Source organism: Oliverpabstia sp., assembly GCF_022785585.1.
Lineage (GTDB): Bacteria > Bacillota > Clostridia > Lachnospirales > Lachnospiraceae > Oliverpabstia > Oliverpabstia intestinalis.
The window spans coordinates 1-16,667 of sequence record NZ_JALFPR010000125.1; the positions used below are offsets into that span (position 1 = coordinate 1).

At 45.4% G+C, this 16,667-nt stretch carries 13 protein-coding genes; 12 read left to right on the forward strand and 1 reads right to left on the reverse strand.

The features are described 5' to 3' along the window. The first annotated feature begins 240 nt into the window (after positions 1-240). The 6 genes from MSA64_RS08695 (at position 241) to MSA64_RS08720 (ending at position 7,816) form a co-directional block, all read left to right on the forward strand. Positions 241-972 carry a glycosyltransferase family 2 protein gene (locus MSA64_RS08695; RefSeq protein ID WP_277664171.1) on the forward strand — a complete coding sequence of 244 codons (732 nt, stop codon included), beginning with the start codon at positions 241-243 and terminating at the stop codon, positions 970-972. After that, the gene (locus MSA64_RS08700) at positions 969-3,209 is read left to right on the forward strand and encodes a DUF2298 domain-containing protein (protein ID WP_277664172.1); all 2,241 of its coding nucleotides are present in this window, start codon (positions 969-971) and stop codon (positions 3,207-3,209) included. Before MSA64_RS08695 ends, MSA64_RS08700 begins: the two co-directional genes overlap by 4 nt. A 79-nt stretch (positions 3,210-3,288) precedes the next feature. Next, positions 3,289-4,491, forward strand: coding sequence for a bifunctional phosphopantothenoylcysteine decarboxylase/phosphopantothenate--cysteine ligase CoaBC (gene coaBC / locus MSA64_RS08705; protein ID WP_117524380.1), 1,203 nt, complete (start codon positions 3,289-3,291; stop codon positions 4,489-4,491). Positions 4,492-4,502: 11 nt separating this feature from the next. Further along, positions 4,503-5,267: a type III pantothenate kinase gene (locus MSA64_RS08710; RefSeq protein WP_022172601.1), complete on the forward strand. Its 765-nt coding sequence runs from the start codon at positions 4,503-4,505 to the stop codon at positions 5,265-5,267. A 147-nt stretch (positions 5,268-5,414) separates the two neighbouring features. Then, positions 5,415-6,692, forward strand: coding sequence for an O-acetylhomoserine aminocarboxypropyltransferase/cysteine synthase family protein (locus MSA64_RS08715; RefSeq protein WP_287891350.1), 1,278 nt, complete (start codon positions 5,415-5,417; stop codon positions 6,690-6,692). A 62-nt stretch (positions 6,693-6,754) separates the two neighbouring features. Further along, the gene (locus tag MSA64_RS08720; protein ID WP_287891352.1) at positions 6,755-7,816 is read left to right on the forward strand and encodes a M24 family metallopeptidase; all 1,062 of its coding nucleotides are present in this window, start codon (positions 6,755-6,757) and stop codon (positions 7,814-7,816) included. Positions 7,817-7,990: 174 nt separating this feature from the next. Here the strand turns inward: MSA64_RS08720 and MSA64_RS08725 are convergent, their stop codons facing one another. After that, the gene (locus MSA64_RS08725) at positions 7,991-8,485 is read right to left on the reverse strand and encodes a QueT transporter family protein (protein ID WP_022172598.1); all 495 of its coding nucleotides are present in this window, start codon (positions 8,483-8,485) and stop codon (positions 7,991-7,993) included. 355 nt (positions 8,486-8,840) lie between these two features. Here MSA64_RS08725 and MSA64_RS08730 point away from each other — a divergent pair, with 355 nt between their 5' ends. From MSA64_RS08730 to MSA64_RS08755, 6 genes are all read left to right on the forward strand, one after another. Continuing rightward, a complete protein-coding gene (locus MSA64_RS08730; RefSeq protein ID WP_154431681.1) occupies positions 8,841-9,908 on the forward strand; it encodes a GntR family transcriptional regulator in 1,068 nt (355 codons plus the stop codon). A gap of 146 nt (positions 9,909-10,054) precedes the next feature. Further along, on the forward strand, positions 10,055-11,560 hold the full coding sequence (gene araA / locus MSA64_RS08735; protein WP_287891354.1) for an L-arabinose isomerase: 1,506 nt from the start codon (positions 10,055-10,057) through the stop codon (positions 11,558-11,560). Positions 11,561-11,588: 28 nt separating this feature from the next. Next, a complete protein-coding gene (locus tag MSA64_RS08740) occupies positions 11,589-13,193 on the forward strand; it encodes a xylulokinase (RefSeq protein ID WP_287891356.1) in 1,605 nt (534 codons plus the stop codon). 13 nt (positions 13,194-13,206) lie between these two features. After that, positions 13,207-13,896, forward strand: a complete 690-nt coding sequence (locus MSA64_RS08745; protein ID WP_022172594.1) for an L-ribulose-5-phosphate 4-epimerase — start codon at positions 13,207-13,209, stop codon at positions 13,894-13,896. A gap of 98 nt (positions 13,897-13,994) precedes the next feature. Next, a complete protein-coding gene (locus MSA64_RS08750; protein ID WP_287891358.1) occupies positions 13,995-15,527 on the forward strand; it encodes an LCP family protein in 1,533 nt (510 codons plus the stop codon). Between the two features lie 245 nt (positions 15,528-15,772). Further along, positions 15,773-16,504 (forward strand): glycerophosphodiester phosphodiesterase, encoded by a 732-nt coding sequence (locus MSA64_RS08755; RefSeq protein WP_154431678.1) that lies wholly within the window; start codon positions 15,773-15,775, stop codon positions 16,502-16,504. Positions 16,505-16,667: the final 163 nt, after the last annotated feature.

The following is a 16,667-nucleotide window of genomic DNA, read 5'->3' on the forward strand; positions in this document are numbered from 1 at the left end:
CTGGTCGACTTTACGTTGTGGGTAAGTTCGATTATAATGGCAAAAGGTAACTGTTCAGTAACTTTACAGTTACGAGCAAAAATGCATTTAAAATCACCTTCGGTGATGGCATTTTTGCTTGTATGTCTCGGGATTTTGGCATATTTATGCCAAAACACCTCGCGGGATAATGGCTACTGAAGAGTTACGGAAAAAGATCAAAGGGAAATATGTGGGGAAAGAAAAGGGGAGAAAGAAATCATGAGTGAAATAACAGAACAAAATCAGGATCGGCTGATCATCGTGATTCCGGCATATAACGAGGAAGAAAACATAGAAAATGTAGTAGCACAGTGGCATCCCATCGTGGAAATAACAGGAGAGGACAGTCGATTGTTTGTCATCAATGACGGAAGTACAGATCGGACGCAGGAGGAACTGGATCATCTGCAGGGAAAATATCCGCAGCTTCGCACGGTAAAAAAAGAAAACCAGGGACACGGTGCCACTATTTTATATGGCTACCGCTGTGCGATTGCGGAAGGGGCAGATTATATTTTTCAGACAGATTCTGATGGACAGACTCTGCCGGAAGAATTCTGGAAGCTGTGGAAAGACAGGAAAAAGTGTGGGCTTTTGATTGGAAGCAGAAAAAAAAGACAGGACGGCTGGCAGCGGATCTTTGTGACACGGGTTCTTCGACTGGTGATCCTTGTGACATTTCACTGCTGGGTGGAAGATGCCAATACACCGTTCCGGCTGATGCGGGCTGCAGAACTGGAAGAAGTTTTAAAAGAGATTCCACCACAGTATTTTCTGGCAAATGTACTGATGACGGTGCGATATACAAAAGAAGGACGGCGGGTAATGTATTATCCAATTACATTCCGTCCGCGACAGGGTGGAGTCAATTCCATCAATATGAAAAAAATTGTAAAAATCGGTAAAACAACACTAAAAGACTTCCGGAAGTGGGGAGGTGCGAAACAGTGAATGAGAAAAGAAAGGGAATATGGAAAGCTGTTGTACTGACGGTGCTTTTTATGAGTGCACAGGTTCTGTTAAAAGAGGACGGAAAAGTATTTGCTGTCTGGTGGCTGACCATACTGGTGCTTGGATGGTGCAGTTTTCCGCTTTGCCAGTATCTTTTTTCCGGATTCCGTGACAGAGGATATCTGGTGGCAAAGATATTCGGTATTGCCGGTGCGGGATTTTTGATGTGGCTGGGAGCAAGTACGGGAATTGTACCGTTTACGCATGTGGGCTGTCTTGTAAGCACAGGTGTACTGGCAGCTGTCTGCTGGGGTGTCTGGATTGCGTTAAAGAAACAAAAGATAAAGGACAAAACGTCCTGGAAATTTACAACAGAATGGTACCAGACAGTGCTGGATGATGAACTGGTATTTATCTTATTCTTTCTTCTATGGACTTATGTGGCGGGATTTCGCCCGGCAGCGTACGGAACAGAAAAGTTCATGGACTATGGGTTTATGATGGCGATGATGCGCAGTACCACACTTCCGGCGAAGGATCTGTGGTATGCGGGAGCAAAAATCAACTATTATTATGGCGGACAGTATTTTGCTGTATTTTTAACGAAACTGACCAATACGCAGGTGGCACAGACGTACAATCTGATGCGGACACTGGTGGCAGGGTTTTGTTTTTCCGTTCCGTTTGCTCTGGTACGCCAGATGGTACTTGACAGCTGGAAAAGAGAAAAACCGGCACTGCTTGGCGGTGCCCTTGCGGGGGCAGGGGTATCTCTTGCCGGAAATATGCATTATGTGGTGATCGGAAAACTTCTTCCGTGGATCCGGGAGATCTTTCATCTGCCAAAAGGGGATTATACTTACTGGTTTCCGAATTCCACCCGTTATATCGGCTATTATCCGGCGGGAAATGATAAAACGATTCATGAATTCCCTTCCTACTCCTTTGTTTTGGGTGACTTACATGCCCATGTGGTCAATCTGATGTTTGTGGTGGCACTGATCAGTCTGGTTTATGCGATGATGCAACATTACAGCGGAAAAAATGCGCTGCAGGCGGAGGTGACAGGAAACAGGAATTTTTATAAAAACCAGGTAGCGGCAGCTCTGACAGATCCCTACGTGCTGGTGTTTGCTTTTCTGATCGGTATGTTTCACTGGACGAATTACTGGGATTTTGTCATCTACTATGTGATGGGTGGCATGGGAGTGATCTGGTGCAACTGCCAGAACTATAAAGAACTGGAAAAACCGCATCGTATGAGAATGACGATGGGGATCAGCCTGCTTCATGCGGTATGGGTATTCTTACTGGCAAACATAGCTGCACTGCCGTTTACTTTGCAGTTTCAGAGCATGGTCAGTGAAGTGGCACTTGCACAGAACCATTCCAGACCATATCAGTACTGGCTGATCTGGGGACTTCCGGCCATCGGGACAGTGCTTTTTTTCTGGTGCGTGAAACGGGAAGGTGCGAAAAAAGCGGATGCTTTCGGTGTGTTGCTGGGGATCTCGGCTCTGGGGCTGATCGTGATCCCGGAGATCGTTTATGTGAGAGATATCTATGAAAAAGAATACGCCAGATCCAACACAATGTTCAAATTGACCTATCAGGCATTTGCGATGTTTGGAATCTTATTTGGGTATGCACTGATCCGTCTGTGGATGGAGAAGAGGCATGTGATACGGAAAATTCTGACCAGCGTGGTGTTTGCCTGTTTTGTGGGCTGTTGTTTTTATACGGTAACTGCTGTGCATGCATGGTTTGGTCAGGTATGGAACCCGGCGCAGTATCAGGGACTGGATGCCACCGCATATCTTGAGACAACTTTTCCGGAAGACGCTGCGGCGATCCGCTGGCTCAATGAACATGTTACCGGCGATCCGGTGGTTCTTGAGGCAAATGGAGACAGTTACAGTGACTATGAACGGGTGTCCGCGATGACGGGACTTCCCACAGTGCTTGGCTGGTATGTCCATGAATGGCTGTGGCGAGGCGATACCGGGGCGCTGAATGAGCGTGCACAGGAGGTAGAGGCTATCTATACCTCGACGAACCAGGAAGAAGTAAAAAAACTGCTGAAAAAATATCAGGTCAGGTATATTTTTGTGGGTGCGAGAGAACGGGAAAAATATGCGGCACTGAACGAATCCATGCTGCAGTCGCTGGGAAATATTGTATTTTCCGACGAACAAAGCCAGACTTATGTGCTACAGGTTGCATTTTCGGGGCAGTAGGCTATAATAAAAAGGATGCAAAATACGCGGTACACCTGACAGGGAGGACCAGCGGATGAGAAGAAAGGACGGACAACCTATGTTGAAAGGAAAAACAGTGGTTCTGGCGGTAAGCGGAAGTATTGCAGCATATAAGATCGCTTCTCTGGCGAGTGCCCTTGGCAAACTTCACGCTGATGTGCAGGTGCTGATGACACAAAATGCCACGAATTTTATCAATCCCATCACCTTCGAGACCTTAACAGGAAATAAGTGTCTGGTGGATACGTTCGACCGGAATTTTCAGTATTCGGTAGAACATGTGGCGCTGGCAAAGCGGGCGGACGTGGTTCTGGTAGCACCGGCTTCTGCCAATGTGATCGGAAAAATTGCGAATGGAATTGCAGATGATATGCTGACAACAACAGTGATGGCATGTAAATGCAAAAAAATCATTTCTCCTGCGATGAATACACAGATGTTTGAAAATCCAATCGTGCAGGATAATCTGAAAAAGCTGGAACACTATGGATATGAAGTGATTCAGCCGGCAGTCGGACTTCTGGCATGTAAAGACGTGGGCCAAGGAAAGATGCCTGAGCCTGAGACCCTGCTCGAATACATTTTACAGGAAGTGGCTTATGAAAAAGATCTGAAAGGCAAAAAAATCCTTGTGACGGCAGGACCGACCCAGGAACCGATCGATCCGGTGCGGTATCTGACGAATCACTCCAGCGGAAAAATGGGGTATGCGATTGCAAAAGTCTGCAGCATGCGAGGTGCGGAGGTGACACTGGTCAGTGGAAAAACTGCCATAAAACCACCACTCTTTGTGGATGTGGTGCCGGTTACAACAGCGAGAGAGATGTATGAAGCGGTGACCGGCAGATCTGACCGGCAGGATATCGTGATCAAGGCGGCGGCTGTGGCAGATTATCGTCCGAAAACGATCAGTGAGCAGAAAGTGAAGAAAACGGACGAAGAACTCTCTATTGAGATGGAACGGACAGATGATATTCTGAAATATCTGGGTGAACATAAGAGGGCGAATCAGTTTCTGTGCGGATTTTCCATGGAGACGGAACATATGCTGGAAAATTCCAGAAAGAAATTGAAGAAAAAGAATCTGGATATGATCGTGGCAAATAATGTGAAAGTGGAAGGTGCCGGATTTGCCGGAGATACTAATATTGTAACACTGATCACCGCAGACGATGAAACACAGCTTCCGTTGTTAAGCAAGGAAGAAACGGCAGTGGAGATTATGAATAAGATTCTGGAACAGACAGAGAAACAGTTATAAGGGAGAGAATTATGATATTAGCTATTGATATCGGAAATACCAACATCGTAGTGGGATGTATCGATGAACAGAAAACCTATTTTATCGAGCGGGTTTCCACAGACAGAAGTAAGACAGAACTGGAATATGCCATTGTGATCAAAAATGTACTGGATATTTTCAAGATGTCTCCGAAAGAACTTGAGGGTGGTATCGTGTGTTCTGTTGTACCACAGATTACACAGATCGTAAAACTGGCAGCTGAAAAAATACTGAAAAAAGAAGTCATGGTGCTTGGCCCCGGAATTAAAACCGGCATGAATATTCTGATGGACAACCCGGCGCAGGTGGGAAGTGATCTAATTGCAGATGCGGTGGGAGCTATCAGAGAATACAAACCACCGATGATCATCTTTGATATGGGAACTGCGACGACGGTTTGTGTAGTCGACAGAAAGAAAAACTATATCGGCGGCATGATTCTTCCCGGTGTGCGGACTTCTCTGGATGCACTGACGGCGAGAGCTGCGCAGCTTTCTGGCATCGATCTGGAAGCACCGAAACGGGTGATCGGGAAAAATACCATTGAATGTATGAAGAGCGGCATCGTCTACAGCAATGCGGCACTGATCGATGGTGTGATCCTTCGGATGGAAGAAGAACTGGGTGAAAAAGCAACTGTGATCGCTACCGGAGGTCTGGCAAAGAGTATTGTTCCATATTGCAAAGAAGACGTGATCCTGGATGATGATCTGCTGTTAAAGGGACTTCTTTGGGTGTATAAGAAAAACAGCTGAAATTATATAATTCAGTGCGGGATATTATCATTGAACAGTAAAATAATTCAAGCAAAGGATAGAAAGAAAAAGGGGAAATGGTTGCATTTCCCCTTTTTATCGTCTACAATAAAACCATAAAACCCTAAGGAAAAGAGGAATTATTATATGAAACTGAAAAAAGATACTATTTGTGTCCAGGGAGGATGGCAGCCCAAGAACGGAGAACCGAGAGTACTGCCGATTTATCAGAGCACTACGTTCCGCTATGAGACAAGCGAAGAGATGGGAAAACTGTTTGATCTGGAGAAAGAAGGTTACTTTTATTCCCGTTTGCAGAATCCGACCTGCGATATTGTAGCACAGAAAATCTGTGATCTTGAGGGGGGCGTGGCAGCTATGCTTACTTCTTCCGGTCAGGCAGCTACGATGCTTGCGGTGACTAATATCTGTGAGGCAGGAGATCATATCATCTGTGCGGCAAAAATCTATGGCGGAACTTCTAATTTGTTAGCCGTTACCCTGCATCGTTTCGGAGTGGAAGTAGATCTGGTGGATCAGGATCTGCCGGAAGAAGAACTGGAAAAATACTTTAAACCGAATACAAAAGCAGTATTTGCCGAGACAATTTCCAACCCGGCAGGTGTTGTACTTGATATTGAAAAATTCGTGAATCTGGCACACAGCCATGGAGTACCGATGATCTGTGATAATACCTTTGCAACACCGATCAACTGCCAGCCATTTCAATTTGGTGTGGATATCGTCACGCATTCCACGACAAAATATATGGATGGACATGCCATGGCACTGGGTGGCTGTATCGTGGACAGTGGAAACTTTGACTGGGAAGCTCACAAAGAAAAATTTCCGGGTCTGACCACACCGGATGAATCGTATCATGGTGTTATTTACACACAGAAATTCGGGAAAAAAGCTTATATTCAGAAAGCGGTAGCACAGCTGATGCGAGATATGGGTTCCTGCCAGTCTCCGATGAATGCATTTCTGACCAATGTAGGCCTGGAAACATTGCACCTGAGAGTACCGCGACACTGTGAGAATGCATTAAAGATCGCGAAATTTCTGGAAAATCATGAAAAAGTGGCATGGGTGGAATATGCAGGGCTGGAAAGCAGCAAATACCATCAGCTGGCAGAAAAATATATGCCAAATGGTGTCTGTGGTGTACTTTGTTTCGGTCCTAAAGGAGGGAAAGAAGGTGCAATGCGATTCACCAATGCACTGAAACTGATCGCAATTGTAACTCATGTGGCAGATGCCCGTACCTGTGTTCTGCATCCGGCAAGCCATACCCACAGACAGCTGAATGAAGAACAGCTGATTGAGGCAGGTGTCCTTCCGGATCTGATCCGTCTCTCAGTTGGTATTGAAGATGTGGATGATTTGATTGCAGACCTTGCGCAGGCACTCGAAGCGGTGTAAAATAAAATCAGGATACTCCGGTACAGGGAAGATGACCGGGGACAGAAAAGGAGAAAGGCATCATGAGTAAAGCACAGGAGCTTATTAAAAAAGAAGGACTGGTGGGAATGATCATCACTGATCCCTATAACATGAGACACATCAGTGGTTTCCGCGGAGGAGAGGGTGCACTGTACATATCTGCCACCCAGCAGGTCCTGATTACAGATTCCCGTTATACGGAACAGGCAGAAAAAGAAAGTGATTTTACCATTGTTCAGGAACATCGCGGACATACCAGAGAGCAGATTTTTGCAGAATGTCTGGAAAAAGAAGAAGGCACACTGGCAATCGGATACGAAGATCAGTCGCTGCTTTGCAGCCAGTTCGACAAGATGAAAAAAGCACTTCCGGTTAAAGAGTGGGTGCCGATGGGGGGAAAAGTGGATGTACTTCGCAGAATCAAAACTGCAGAAGAAATCGAATATCTGGCACAGGCAGAGCATATCGGTGATGTTGCATTTTCCAGGATCCTGGATTTTCTGAAACCGGGAGTCAGTGAACTGGAAGTGGCAGCAGAACTGGAATATCAGATGAAAAAAGCAGGAGCAGAAGATCTCGGATTTAATACCATTATTGCTTCCGGACTGAACTCCTCTATGCCACATGCGATTCCGGGCAGAAAGAAACTGGAAGCCGGAGACTTTGTAACGATGGATTTCGGGTGCAAGTATGAGGGATACTGCTCTGATATGACAAGAACTGTAGTAATCGGAAAAGCCAATGATAAACAGAAAGAGATCTACAACGTGGTTCTGGAAGCACAACTGGCTGGCCTTGCTGCTGTAAAAGCCGGAAAAACAGGTAAGGAAGTGGATAAGGCCGCCAGAGATATCATTACAAAAGCTGGTTACGGTGACTGTTTTGGTCACAGTCTTGGTCACAGTGTGGGTCTGTTTATTCATGAGAAACCAGGACTTGCTCCGTCTGATGAAACCGTGCTGCAGGCAGGTATGATCGAAACTGTGGAACCGGGTATCTATGTACCGGGATTCGGCGGCGTTCGTATTGAAGATATGGTACTGGTTACCGAAACAGGTTGCAGAAACCTGGCGGGTTCTCCGAAGGAACTGATTGAACTGTAAAGCCCAGCCTGGTCACAGGAAAGCAGAAGATCAGTAGTCAGATAATAAGAATATATGCATAAAAAGGAAGAGATATCTGTGAAAACAGATACCTCTTCTCTTTTTTATGCGAGCAACGAACCAAAGTCCTGCTTGCACGAGACCTTGGCGATTGCCGCGAAAACGTTTAAATAATTATGCAGCTGTGCGGAAAATAGCAACTCTGTGTTTATCAAGAATTGTATACACAATCATGCCCAGGATTCCACAGGAAATCACTTCTCCGATACCGACCGTACCCATCAGGAACGGAATCGGAAGCGGTACCTGATAGCCGTAGTGCAGAACAAAGGGAACGATCAGGATATTGGAAATGATCGGTGGCAGTGGAGCCAGAAATTTGTTCCGGTTGCGGAGCAGATAGGTGAAGCAGGCGCCCAGTAAGGTGGCGATACTGCCGAAGATAATATCCGGAAGGATACATCCGCCAAGAATATTACTGATCAGGCATCCCACGAACAGACCGGGGATAGCTGCAGGCGTAAATACCGGAAGGATGGTCAGTGCCTCTGAGACACGCACCTGTACCTCTCCATAGGAAAACGGTGCCAGAATCACGGTCAGAACCACATAGATTGCTGCGATCATCGCAGATTGTGCGAGGAACAATGTGTTACTTTGTTTTTTCATATTCAGTTTCTCCTTTAGTTTTGTTTTACGAGTGGAAGGTCACGAACACTCGATTCATTTTCACGCGGCTTTTGAGTCAGACAGACATGGGTACATGGATATCTGGCGAATGCCGTGGAGGCATATACTGAAAGTATATGACCTACGCCGGAAATCGGCGGTCAGCCCTGTAAGACCTTGTTTTTATGGGCTTTGCGACAGGTCAGAATATAGCATATCAGCTGACAAAAAGCAAGAGGATTTTATAAAAAAATAAAATTGAGAAATACAACTTGTAAAGTTGTGCATACAAGTTATAAGATAGAGGAAAGAATACAGGCAGGAGGTGTGTATTACGGAGAAAGGGAAAAAATATATGTCCCTGATGGAAGAATTGAAAAGTAAGATTCTTTCCGGTGAGATCCGACCCGGTGCGAAGCTGCCGTCGGAAAATGAACTGGCGCAGGAATATGAGATCAGCCGCCATACAGTGCGAAAAGCACTGGCGATTCTGGTAACAGACGGATATATTACAACAAAACATGGCAAAGGAACTTTCTGTTCCGACAGGATGGCACACCGGAAGAATTCGAAAAATATTGCAGTGGTTACGACTTATATTTCCGATTACATTTTTCCACGTCTGATCCAGGGGATGGATCGGGTACTGACAGAACAGGGATACAGTATCATGCTGAAAAATACCGGAAACAGCCGGCAGAAAGAAGCACAGTGCCTCGAAGACATCCTGACCAAGGATGTGGACGGACTGATCATCGAACCGAGCAAAAGCCAGATTTTGTGCAGAAATATGCCTCTGTATGAGCAGCTTGACCGTATGGGCATCCCGTATGTCTTTATCCAGGGAAGCTACCTGCAGATGAAAAATAAACCGACGATTCTCCTGGATGATGCGAAAGGTGCGTACCTGCTGACAAAATATCTGATCGATACAGGACATCGACAGATCGCCGGTGTTTTCAAAGCAGATGACAGCCAGGGGGCAGAACGTCACAAAGGATATGTCAAAGCACTGCAGGAAGCAGGAATGTCTTATCAGCCGGAACTGGTGGTGTGGTTTCATACCGAAGACCGAAAGGTAAAACCAGCGGTGATGGTACAGATGATGCTGGAGGCGGAACTTCCGATTGATGCAGTGGTCTGCTACAACGACCAGATTGCGGTGGAAGTGATCCGGATGCTGGAACGGATCGGGAAAAAAGTACCGGAGGATCTGTCCGTGACAGGCTACGATGATTCGGTGATCGCAAGAACCGGTCCGGTGGAATTGACGACGGTGTCTCATCCACAGGAAAAACTTGGTGAGATGGCAGCAGAACTTCTGCTGGAACTGCTTCATGGGATACCACCCGAAGAATCCAGAGTACTTCGCCTGATTGAACCGGAGCTGGTGATCCGAAAGTCTTGTATGGAACGCCGGTGAGAGGAGAATAATAGAAAACGCTGGCAGCAGGCATCCGGAGTTTTTCGGAAAAAGGAAATAGAAAACATCAGTAACAGATAAAAATCGAACAAAAAACCTGTTTGATAAAAAAATAAAAACGAGCAAAATAAGGAGGAATTTTTCACATGAAAACAGCAAAAAAATATAAGTTCTGGTTTGCAACCGGCTCACAGGATCTGTATGGAGATGAGTGTCTGCAGAAAGTAGCAGAACATTCAAAAATCATTGTAAACGAACTGAACAAATCCGGGATTCTCCCATATGAAGTGGTATGGAAACCAACCCTGATCACAAATGAAGTCATCCGTAAAACGTTTAATGATGCAAATGCAGATGAAGAATGTGCGGGTGTGATCACCTGGATGCATACGTTCTCCCCGGCAAAATCCTGGATTCTTGGATTGCAGGAATACCGGAAACCACTGTTGCATCTGCATACGCAGTTCAATGAAGAAATTCCATACGATACGATTGATATGGACTTTATGAATGAAAATCAGTCTGCTCATGGCGACCGTGAATATGGACATATCGTATCCCGTATGGGAATTGTCCGTAAAGTTGTTGTCGGACACTGGGCAGCGAAAGAAGTGCAGGAAAAGATCGCTTCCTGGATGCGCACTGCAGTCGGTGTCATGGAAAGCAGCCATATCCGTGTGATGCGTATTGCGGATAATATGAGAAATGTAGCGGTTACCGAGGGCGATAAAGTAGAAGCGCAGATCAGATTCGGCTGGGAAATAGACGCTTATCCGGTTAATGAAATCGCAGAAGCTGTACAGGCAGTTGGAAAAGGTGATGTGGATGCGCTGGTAGAAGAATATTACAGTAAATACCAGATTCTGTTAGAGGGACGCGATCCGGAAGAATTCAAAAAACATGTAGCCGTACAGGCACAGATCGAGATCGGTTTTGAGAGATTCCTGGAAGAGAAGAATTATCAGGCGATTGTTACTCATTTCGGTGATCTTGGCGCACTGCAGCAGCTGCCGGGTCTGGCCATCCAGCGACTGATGGAAAAAGGTTATGGATTCGGTGGTGAAGGTGACTGGAAGACCGCAGCCATGGTACGTCTGATGAAGATCATGACTACAGGTAAAAAAGACGCAAAGGGAACTTCCTTTATGGAAGACTATACATACAATCTGGTTCCGGGAAAAGAAGGTATTCTGGAAGCACATATGTTGGAAGTATGCCCAACCATCGCAGACGGTCCGATTTCCATCAAAGTGAATCCGTTGTCTATGGGTGACAGAGAAGATCCTGCAAGACTGGTATTTACCTCGAAAACCGGTCCGGCTATTGCAACATCTCTGATTGATCTTGGCGATCGTTTCCGTCTGATCATCAACGATGTAGATTGCAAGAAGACAGAAAAAGAGATGCCGAAACTGCCGGTAGCAACCGCATTCTGGACTCCACAGCCAGATCTTGCCACAGGTGCAGAAGCATGGATTCTTGCAGGAGGAGCACACCATACCGCATTCTCCTACGATATCACCGCAGAACAGATGGGCGACTGGGCAGAAGCGATGGGTATCGAAGCAGTTTACATTGATAAAGATACGCAGATCAGAAATTTCAAGAACGAACTGAAATGGAATTCTATGTATTATAAACTGAACAAATAATCGTTCCAATAACAGGATGGAGAAAAAAATGACAGATAAAAATCAGATTATAAAAGAGATCCGGGCTGGGGAAACCAGCCTGGGAATCGAATTCGGTTCCACCAGAATCAAAGCGGTTCTGGTAGGCAAAGAGCATGCACCGATCGCTTCCGGAAGCTATGAGTGGGAAAACCAGCTGGTAGACGGCATCTGGACCTACAGCCTGGAAGATATCTGGAAAGGATTGCAGACCAGTTATCAGGAACTGGCAAAAGATGTAAAAGAACAGTACGGAGAGATCCTGACAAAGATCGGATCCATGGGATTCAGTGCCATGATGCACGGCTATATGCCATTTGACGAAGAGGACAATCTTCTGGTACCGTTCCGTACCTGGAGAAATAATATCACCGAGCAGGCGACCGATGTACTGACCCCGCTATTTGGTCAGCAGATTCCACAGAGATGGAGCATCGCACATCTGTATCAGGCCATCTTAAACGGTGAAGAACATGTAAAAGATATCACATTTTTCACTACACTGGCCGGTTATATCCACTGGAAACTGACCGGGAAGAAAGTTCTGGGTGTCGGCGACGCTTCCGGTATGTTCCCGATCGATTCGGAAACCGTAGATTATAACCAGAAGATGGTAGAACAGTTCGATGAACTGATAAAAGAAAAAGGATATCCATGGAAACTGCGAGAGATCCTGCCACAGGTTCTGTCTGCAGGAGAAGACGCAGGTACGCTGACCGAAGAAGGTGCAAAACTTCTGGATGTAAGCGGTAACTTGCAGCCGGGCAGTCTGGTGTGCCCGCCGGAAGGTGACGCAGGAACCGGTATGGCAGCGACTAACAGCGTAGCCGTACGCACCGGTAACGTATCCGCAGGTACTTCTGTATTTGCCATGATCGTTCTGGAAAAACCACTGTCAAAGGTATACGGAGAAATTGATATGGTGACAACACCGGACGGTATGCCGGTAGCTATGGTACATTCTCAGAACTGTACCTCAGATCTGAACGCATGGGTGAACCTGTTCCGGGAGAATCTGGAAAGTTTCGGCGTGAAAGTAGATACTAATACACTGTACGGTACTTTATATAACAAAGCCTTAGAGGGAGATGCAGACTGCGGCGGACTGCTTCCATACTGCTATTTTTCCGGAGAACATATTACACACTTTGAAGAGGGACGTCCGTTATTTGCGCGTACACCGGACAGCAAATTTACCCTGGCGAACTTTATGCGAAGCCACCTGTTTACAAGTGTGGGTGCGCTGAAACTGGGTATGGATATCCTGTTAAAAGAAGAAGGTGTGGTTGTAGATAAGCTTCTTGGGCACGGTGGGTTCTTCAAGACAAAAGGTGTGGGACAGAAGGTGATGGCGGCAGCGGTCAATGCGCCGGTATCCGTGATGGAAACAGCAGGAGAAGGCGGTGCCTGGGGAATCGCTCTTCTGGCTGCTTACCGTAAAAATAAAACAGAAGGCGAGAGCCTTGCTTCTTATCTGGAAGAACAGGTATTTGCAAAAGAAGAAAGTGTACAGATTGCACCGGATCCGAAAGATGTGGAAGGATTTGAAGCTTTTATGAACAGATATAAAGAGGGACTGGAGATTGAGCGTGCAGCAGTAGTACATCTGCACTAGGCAGGAGGAAACTATGTTAGAAGAATTAAAAAAAGCGGTATATGAAGCCAATATGCTGCTTCCAAAATACAATCTGGTAACCTTTACCTGGGGAAATGTCAGCCAGATTGACCGGGAAACCGGATATTTTGCCATCAAACCCAGTGGTGTTGACTATGACAAACTGACACCGGATGATATGGTGATCATGGATCTCGAGGGAAATAAGATTGAGGGAAGATACAATCCATCCTCTGATACACCTACTCATCTGGAATTGTACCGTGCATTTCCAAAGATCGGCGGTGTGGTACATACGCACTCTCCATGGGCAACCAGCTGGGCACAGGCAGGAAGAGGAATCCCGTGTTACGGAACCACCCATGCAGATTACATGTACGGAGAAATCCCGTGCGTGCGTTGCCTGACAAAAGAAGAGATCGATACGGCGTATGAGAAAAATACAGGACTTCTGATCGTAGATTACTTCAAAGATAAAGATTATGAAGCAGTACCTGCAGTTCTGTGCAAAAATCATGGACCATTCACCTGGGGAAAAGACGGACACGAAGCGGTTCATAATGCGGTCGTACTCGAAGAAGTTGCAAAGATGGCGGCACGCTGTGAGATGATCAATCCGCAGGTGAAACCGGCACCGCAGGAATTGCAGGATAAACATTATTACCGGAAACACGGAGCAAATGCATATTACGGACAGAAATGAAAAAGAGACAGCAGACATCGCCAGTAATTGACAAAAAATAATGCAAATGGTATCATTTACCAGTAATAAGCAAATCAATAAAAAGGAGGCTGTCGGGCGTGTCAGCAGACGATAAAGAGCAGGAAGAGGCAACGCGGGAAAAAAAGCCGAAAATGTCCAAAAAGAAGAAAGGTGCGATTGTTGCCGGGATTTTTTTGGCGCTGATTGTGATCATTGCCGGAGTTGTATATTATATGGGACATCGATATTATACAAAAACCAACTATATGACGGATGATGAAGTTCAGGCATTGATTGAAAAACAGAAAGAAGAGCAACAGGAGAAAGAAACAGAGGAAGAAACGACGGTAGAGGAAGAAGTGGATCCGGAATTGCTGGAGGCACAGCAGAACATGGCACAATATGCATCTGCGGAGCCAATCACTACGGATGGAAATGTATACAATATTATGCTGGTTGGTCTGGATACGACAGATAAAGGCTGGATTGGGAACTCAGACTCTATGATTCTGATCTCTGTTAACTATCGTCTGGAACAGATTTCCATGATTTCCCTGATGCGTGATACCCATGTAATGATTCCGGGAATCGGATACCGTAAGTTGAATGCCACGTATCCCAATGGTGGAGGACCATTGCTTACCAAGACCGTAGAAGAGAATTACAAGATTGATGTAGACCGATATGTCACGGTGGATTTTGGTTCGATGATTGATATTATCGATGAAATCGGTACTATTGAAATTACTTTTACCCCAAAAGAAGCAGAAAATGCAAACAAAAGTATCAAACAGCAGTGCAGGATACTGGGATTAAAATCTAAAAAATATCTGATTCCGGGTGAGGGAACCTATGAATGTAATGGTATGCAGGCGGTGGCTTATGCACGTATCCGAAAAGTAGGTAATTCCGATTATCAGCGCACAGAACGTCAGAGAGAGGTACTGTTAAAACTCCTTGATAAAGTAAAGACTATGAGCTTTGAAGATCTGGATCGTTTGGCAACCCGTCTGCTTCCGTTACTGACACATAACGTACCGGAAAGTGAATTCTGGGGTTTACTGGCAAAAGCGCCGACATTGATGAAGTATAAAATTATTTCCGATCGCATTCCTTATGATGGTATGTATCATGGCTACAACGGGGATCTCGTTCCGGACTGGGAGCCTACCGTACGAAAATTGAAAGAGACGATTTATGGTGCGGATGTACTGGATGAGGAAGGAAATGTGGTGACACCGACGCAGGAGACAGAAACAGCAGATACCACAACCGGAAGTGAAACAGATACACAGAATACAGAAGCAACAGGCGATTCCGGTCAGATTACCATGGAAGCAGAAATCGGAACAGGAGATTCGTCCGCACAGATTATCCGTGGAAATGATGCAGATGGGCAGGTAGAGGAAAGCCTGCAGAATAACAGTGGGAAAAAAGCTGCTGTGATAGCGGATAATACAGGTACTGCGGAGAGTACAGGCGGAACGATGAATGAAAAAAAACTGAAGAATCCGTATACTGATCCGGTCTTTGTCCTGCGGGTTCCACAGGCACCGGAGGAAGAGGATAGCAAACTGGTCGACGGTGATTATCAATGGCAGAAACCTAAAGTGAGCAAGGGAATCCAATAATAAAAAGAGCAGAAAATTTTATGGAGCACATAAAGTTTTCTGCTCTTTTTGTGGGAAATGAGTTAAAATCCGTGGGTGTATAAGATCCTGGCTTCTGCGACAACAGCAAAATCCGGTGTGGTATGTTTTGTCTGGTTTGTAGTTGAAAATCAGACAACAATCTGTCATACTAAGGGAAGTGAAGAAATGTATTTCTGAAATATCAGATACCGAATTTTCAGGGATACAGGAAAGAAGGGCTAATAATGAAGGTATTTGCACATCGAGGATTCAGCGGAAAATATCCGGAAAATACTATGCTGGCATTTAAAAAAGCGGAAGAAGTTGGCTGTTATGGCATCGAGTTGGATGTACAGCTGACGAAAGACGATGAGATCGTGATCATGCATGATGAGACCATTGACCGAACGACCAGTGGAACAGGAAATATTCGTGATTATACGTATCAGGAATTGTGTCTTGTTGACTGCTACGGAAAGTTTGAAGGAAAATATGACTTTCAGCGGATTCCAACGCTGCGGGAGTATCTGACCTGGGTAAAGGATACGGGACTGGTTACCAATATTGAACTGAAAAACAGTGTGTATTACTACGAACACCTGGAAGAAAAAGTAATCGATATGGTGCGGGAATTCCAGATGGAAGACCGCGTGATTTTTTCTTCCTTTAATCTGGTATCCATCAACAAATGCAAGAAAATGCTGCCGGAAGTTCCGATGGGATATCTGATGGAAGCACGGATGGATAATATGGGATTTTTCACAGAAGAAAATGGTGTGGAATATTATCATCCGGATAAGAACTTTCTGACAGAAGAGATGGTGCGGGATTGTCATGCGCATGGGATTGGTGTCAATGTGTGGACTGTCAACAAAAAAGAACTCATGGAACAGTTAAACAACTGGAACGTCGATGGTATTTTCACAAATTTCCCGGATCGGGCCAAAGAACTGGGACTTGAAAATAAAAAATCGTAACTGTCCGTATCTTTCACAACGGCTGTTGAATAGTAAAAAAACTAATGTCCTGTTCTAAAAAAGGCATAAAAGTTTCATATTTTTTTAAGAATTCAATTATTGCGGTGAAAAGCATTCGTCTGTATAATAGTCATAACTGATACTCTCTACAGAAAACAGCAAA

Coding starts and splice junctions, on each gene's coding strand:
- MSA64_RS08740 (WP_287891356.1), top strand. CDS start 11,589: ATGACAGATAAAAATCAGATTATAAAAGAGATCCGGGCTGGGGAAACC.
- MSA64_RS08730 (WP_154431681.1), top strand. CDS start 8,841: ATGTCCCTGATGGAAGAATTGAAAAGTAAGATTCTTTCCGGTGAGATC.
- araA (WP_287891354.1), top strand. CDS start 10,055: ATGAAAACAGCAAAAAAATATAAGTTCTGGTTTGCAACCGGCTCACAG.
- MSA64_RS08695 (WP_277664171.1), top strand. CDS start 241: ATGAGTGAAATAACAGAACAAAATCAGGATCGGCTGATCATCGTGATT.
- MSA64_RS08745 (WP_022172594.1), top strand. CDS start 13,207: ATGTTAGAAGAATTAAAAAAAGCGGTATATGAAGCCAATATGCTGCTT.
- MSA64_RS08720 (WP_287891352.1), top strand. CDS start 6,755: ATGAGTAAAGCACAGGAGCTTATTAAAAAAGAAGGACTGGTGGGAATG.
- MSA64_RS08715 (WP_287891350.1), top strand. CDS start 5,415: ATGAAACTGAAAAAAGATACTATTTGTGTCCAGGGAGGATGGCAGCCC.
- MSA64_RS08710 (WP_022172601.1), top strand. CDS start 4,503: ATGATATTAGCTATTGATATCGGAAATACCAACATCGTAGTGGGATGT.
- coaBC (WP_117524380.1), top strand. CDS start 3,289: ATGTTGAAAGGAAAAACAGTGGTTCTGGCGGTAAGCGGAAGTATTGCA.
- MSA64_RS08755 (WP_154431678.1), top strand. CDS start 15,773: ATGAAGGTATTTGCACATCGAGGATTCAGCGGAAAATATCCGGAAAAT.
- MSA64_RS08725 (WP_022172598.1), bottom strand. CDS start 8,485: ATGAAAAAACAAAGTAACACATTGTTCCTCGCACAATCTGCGATGATC.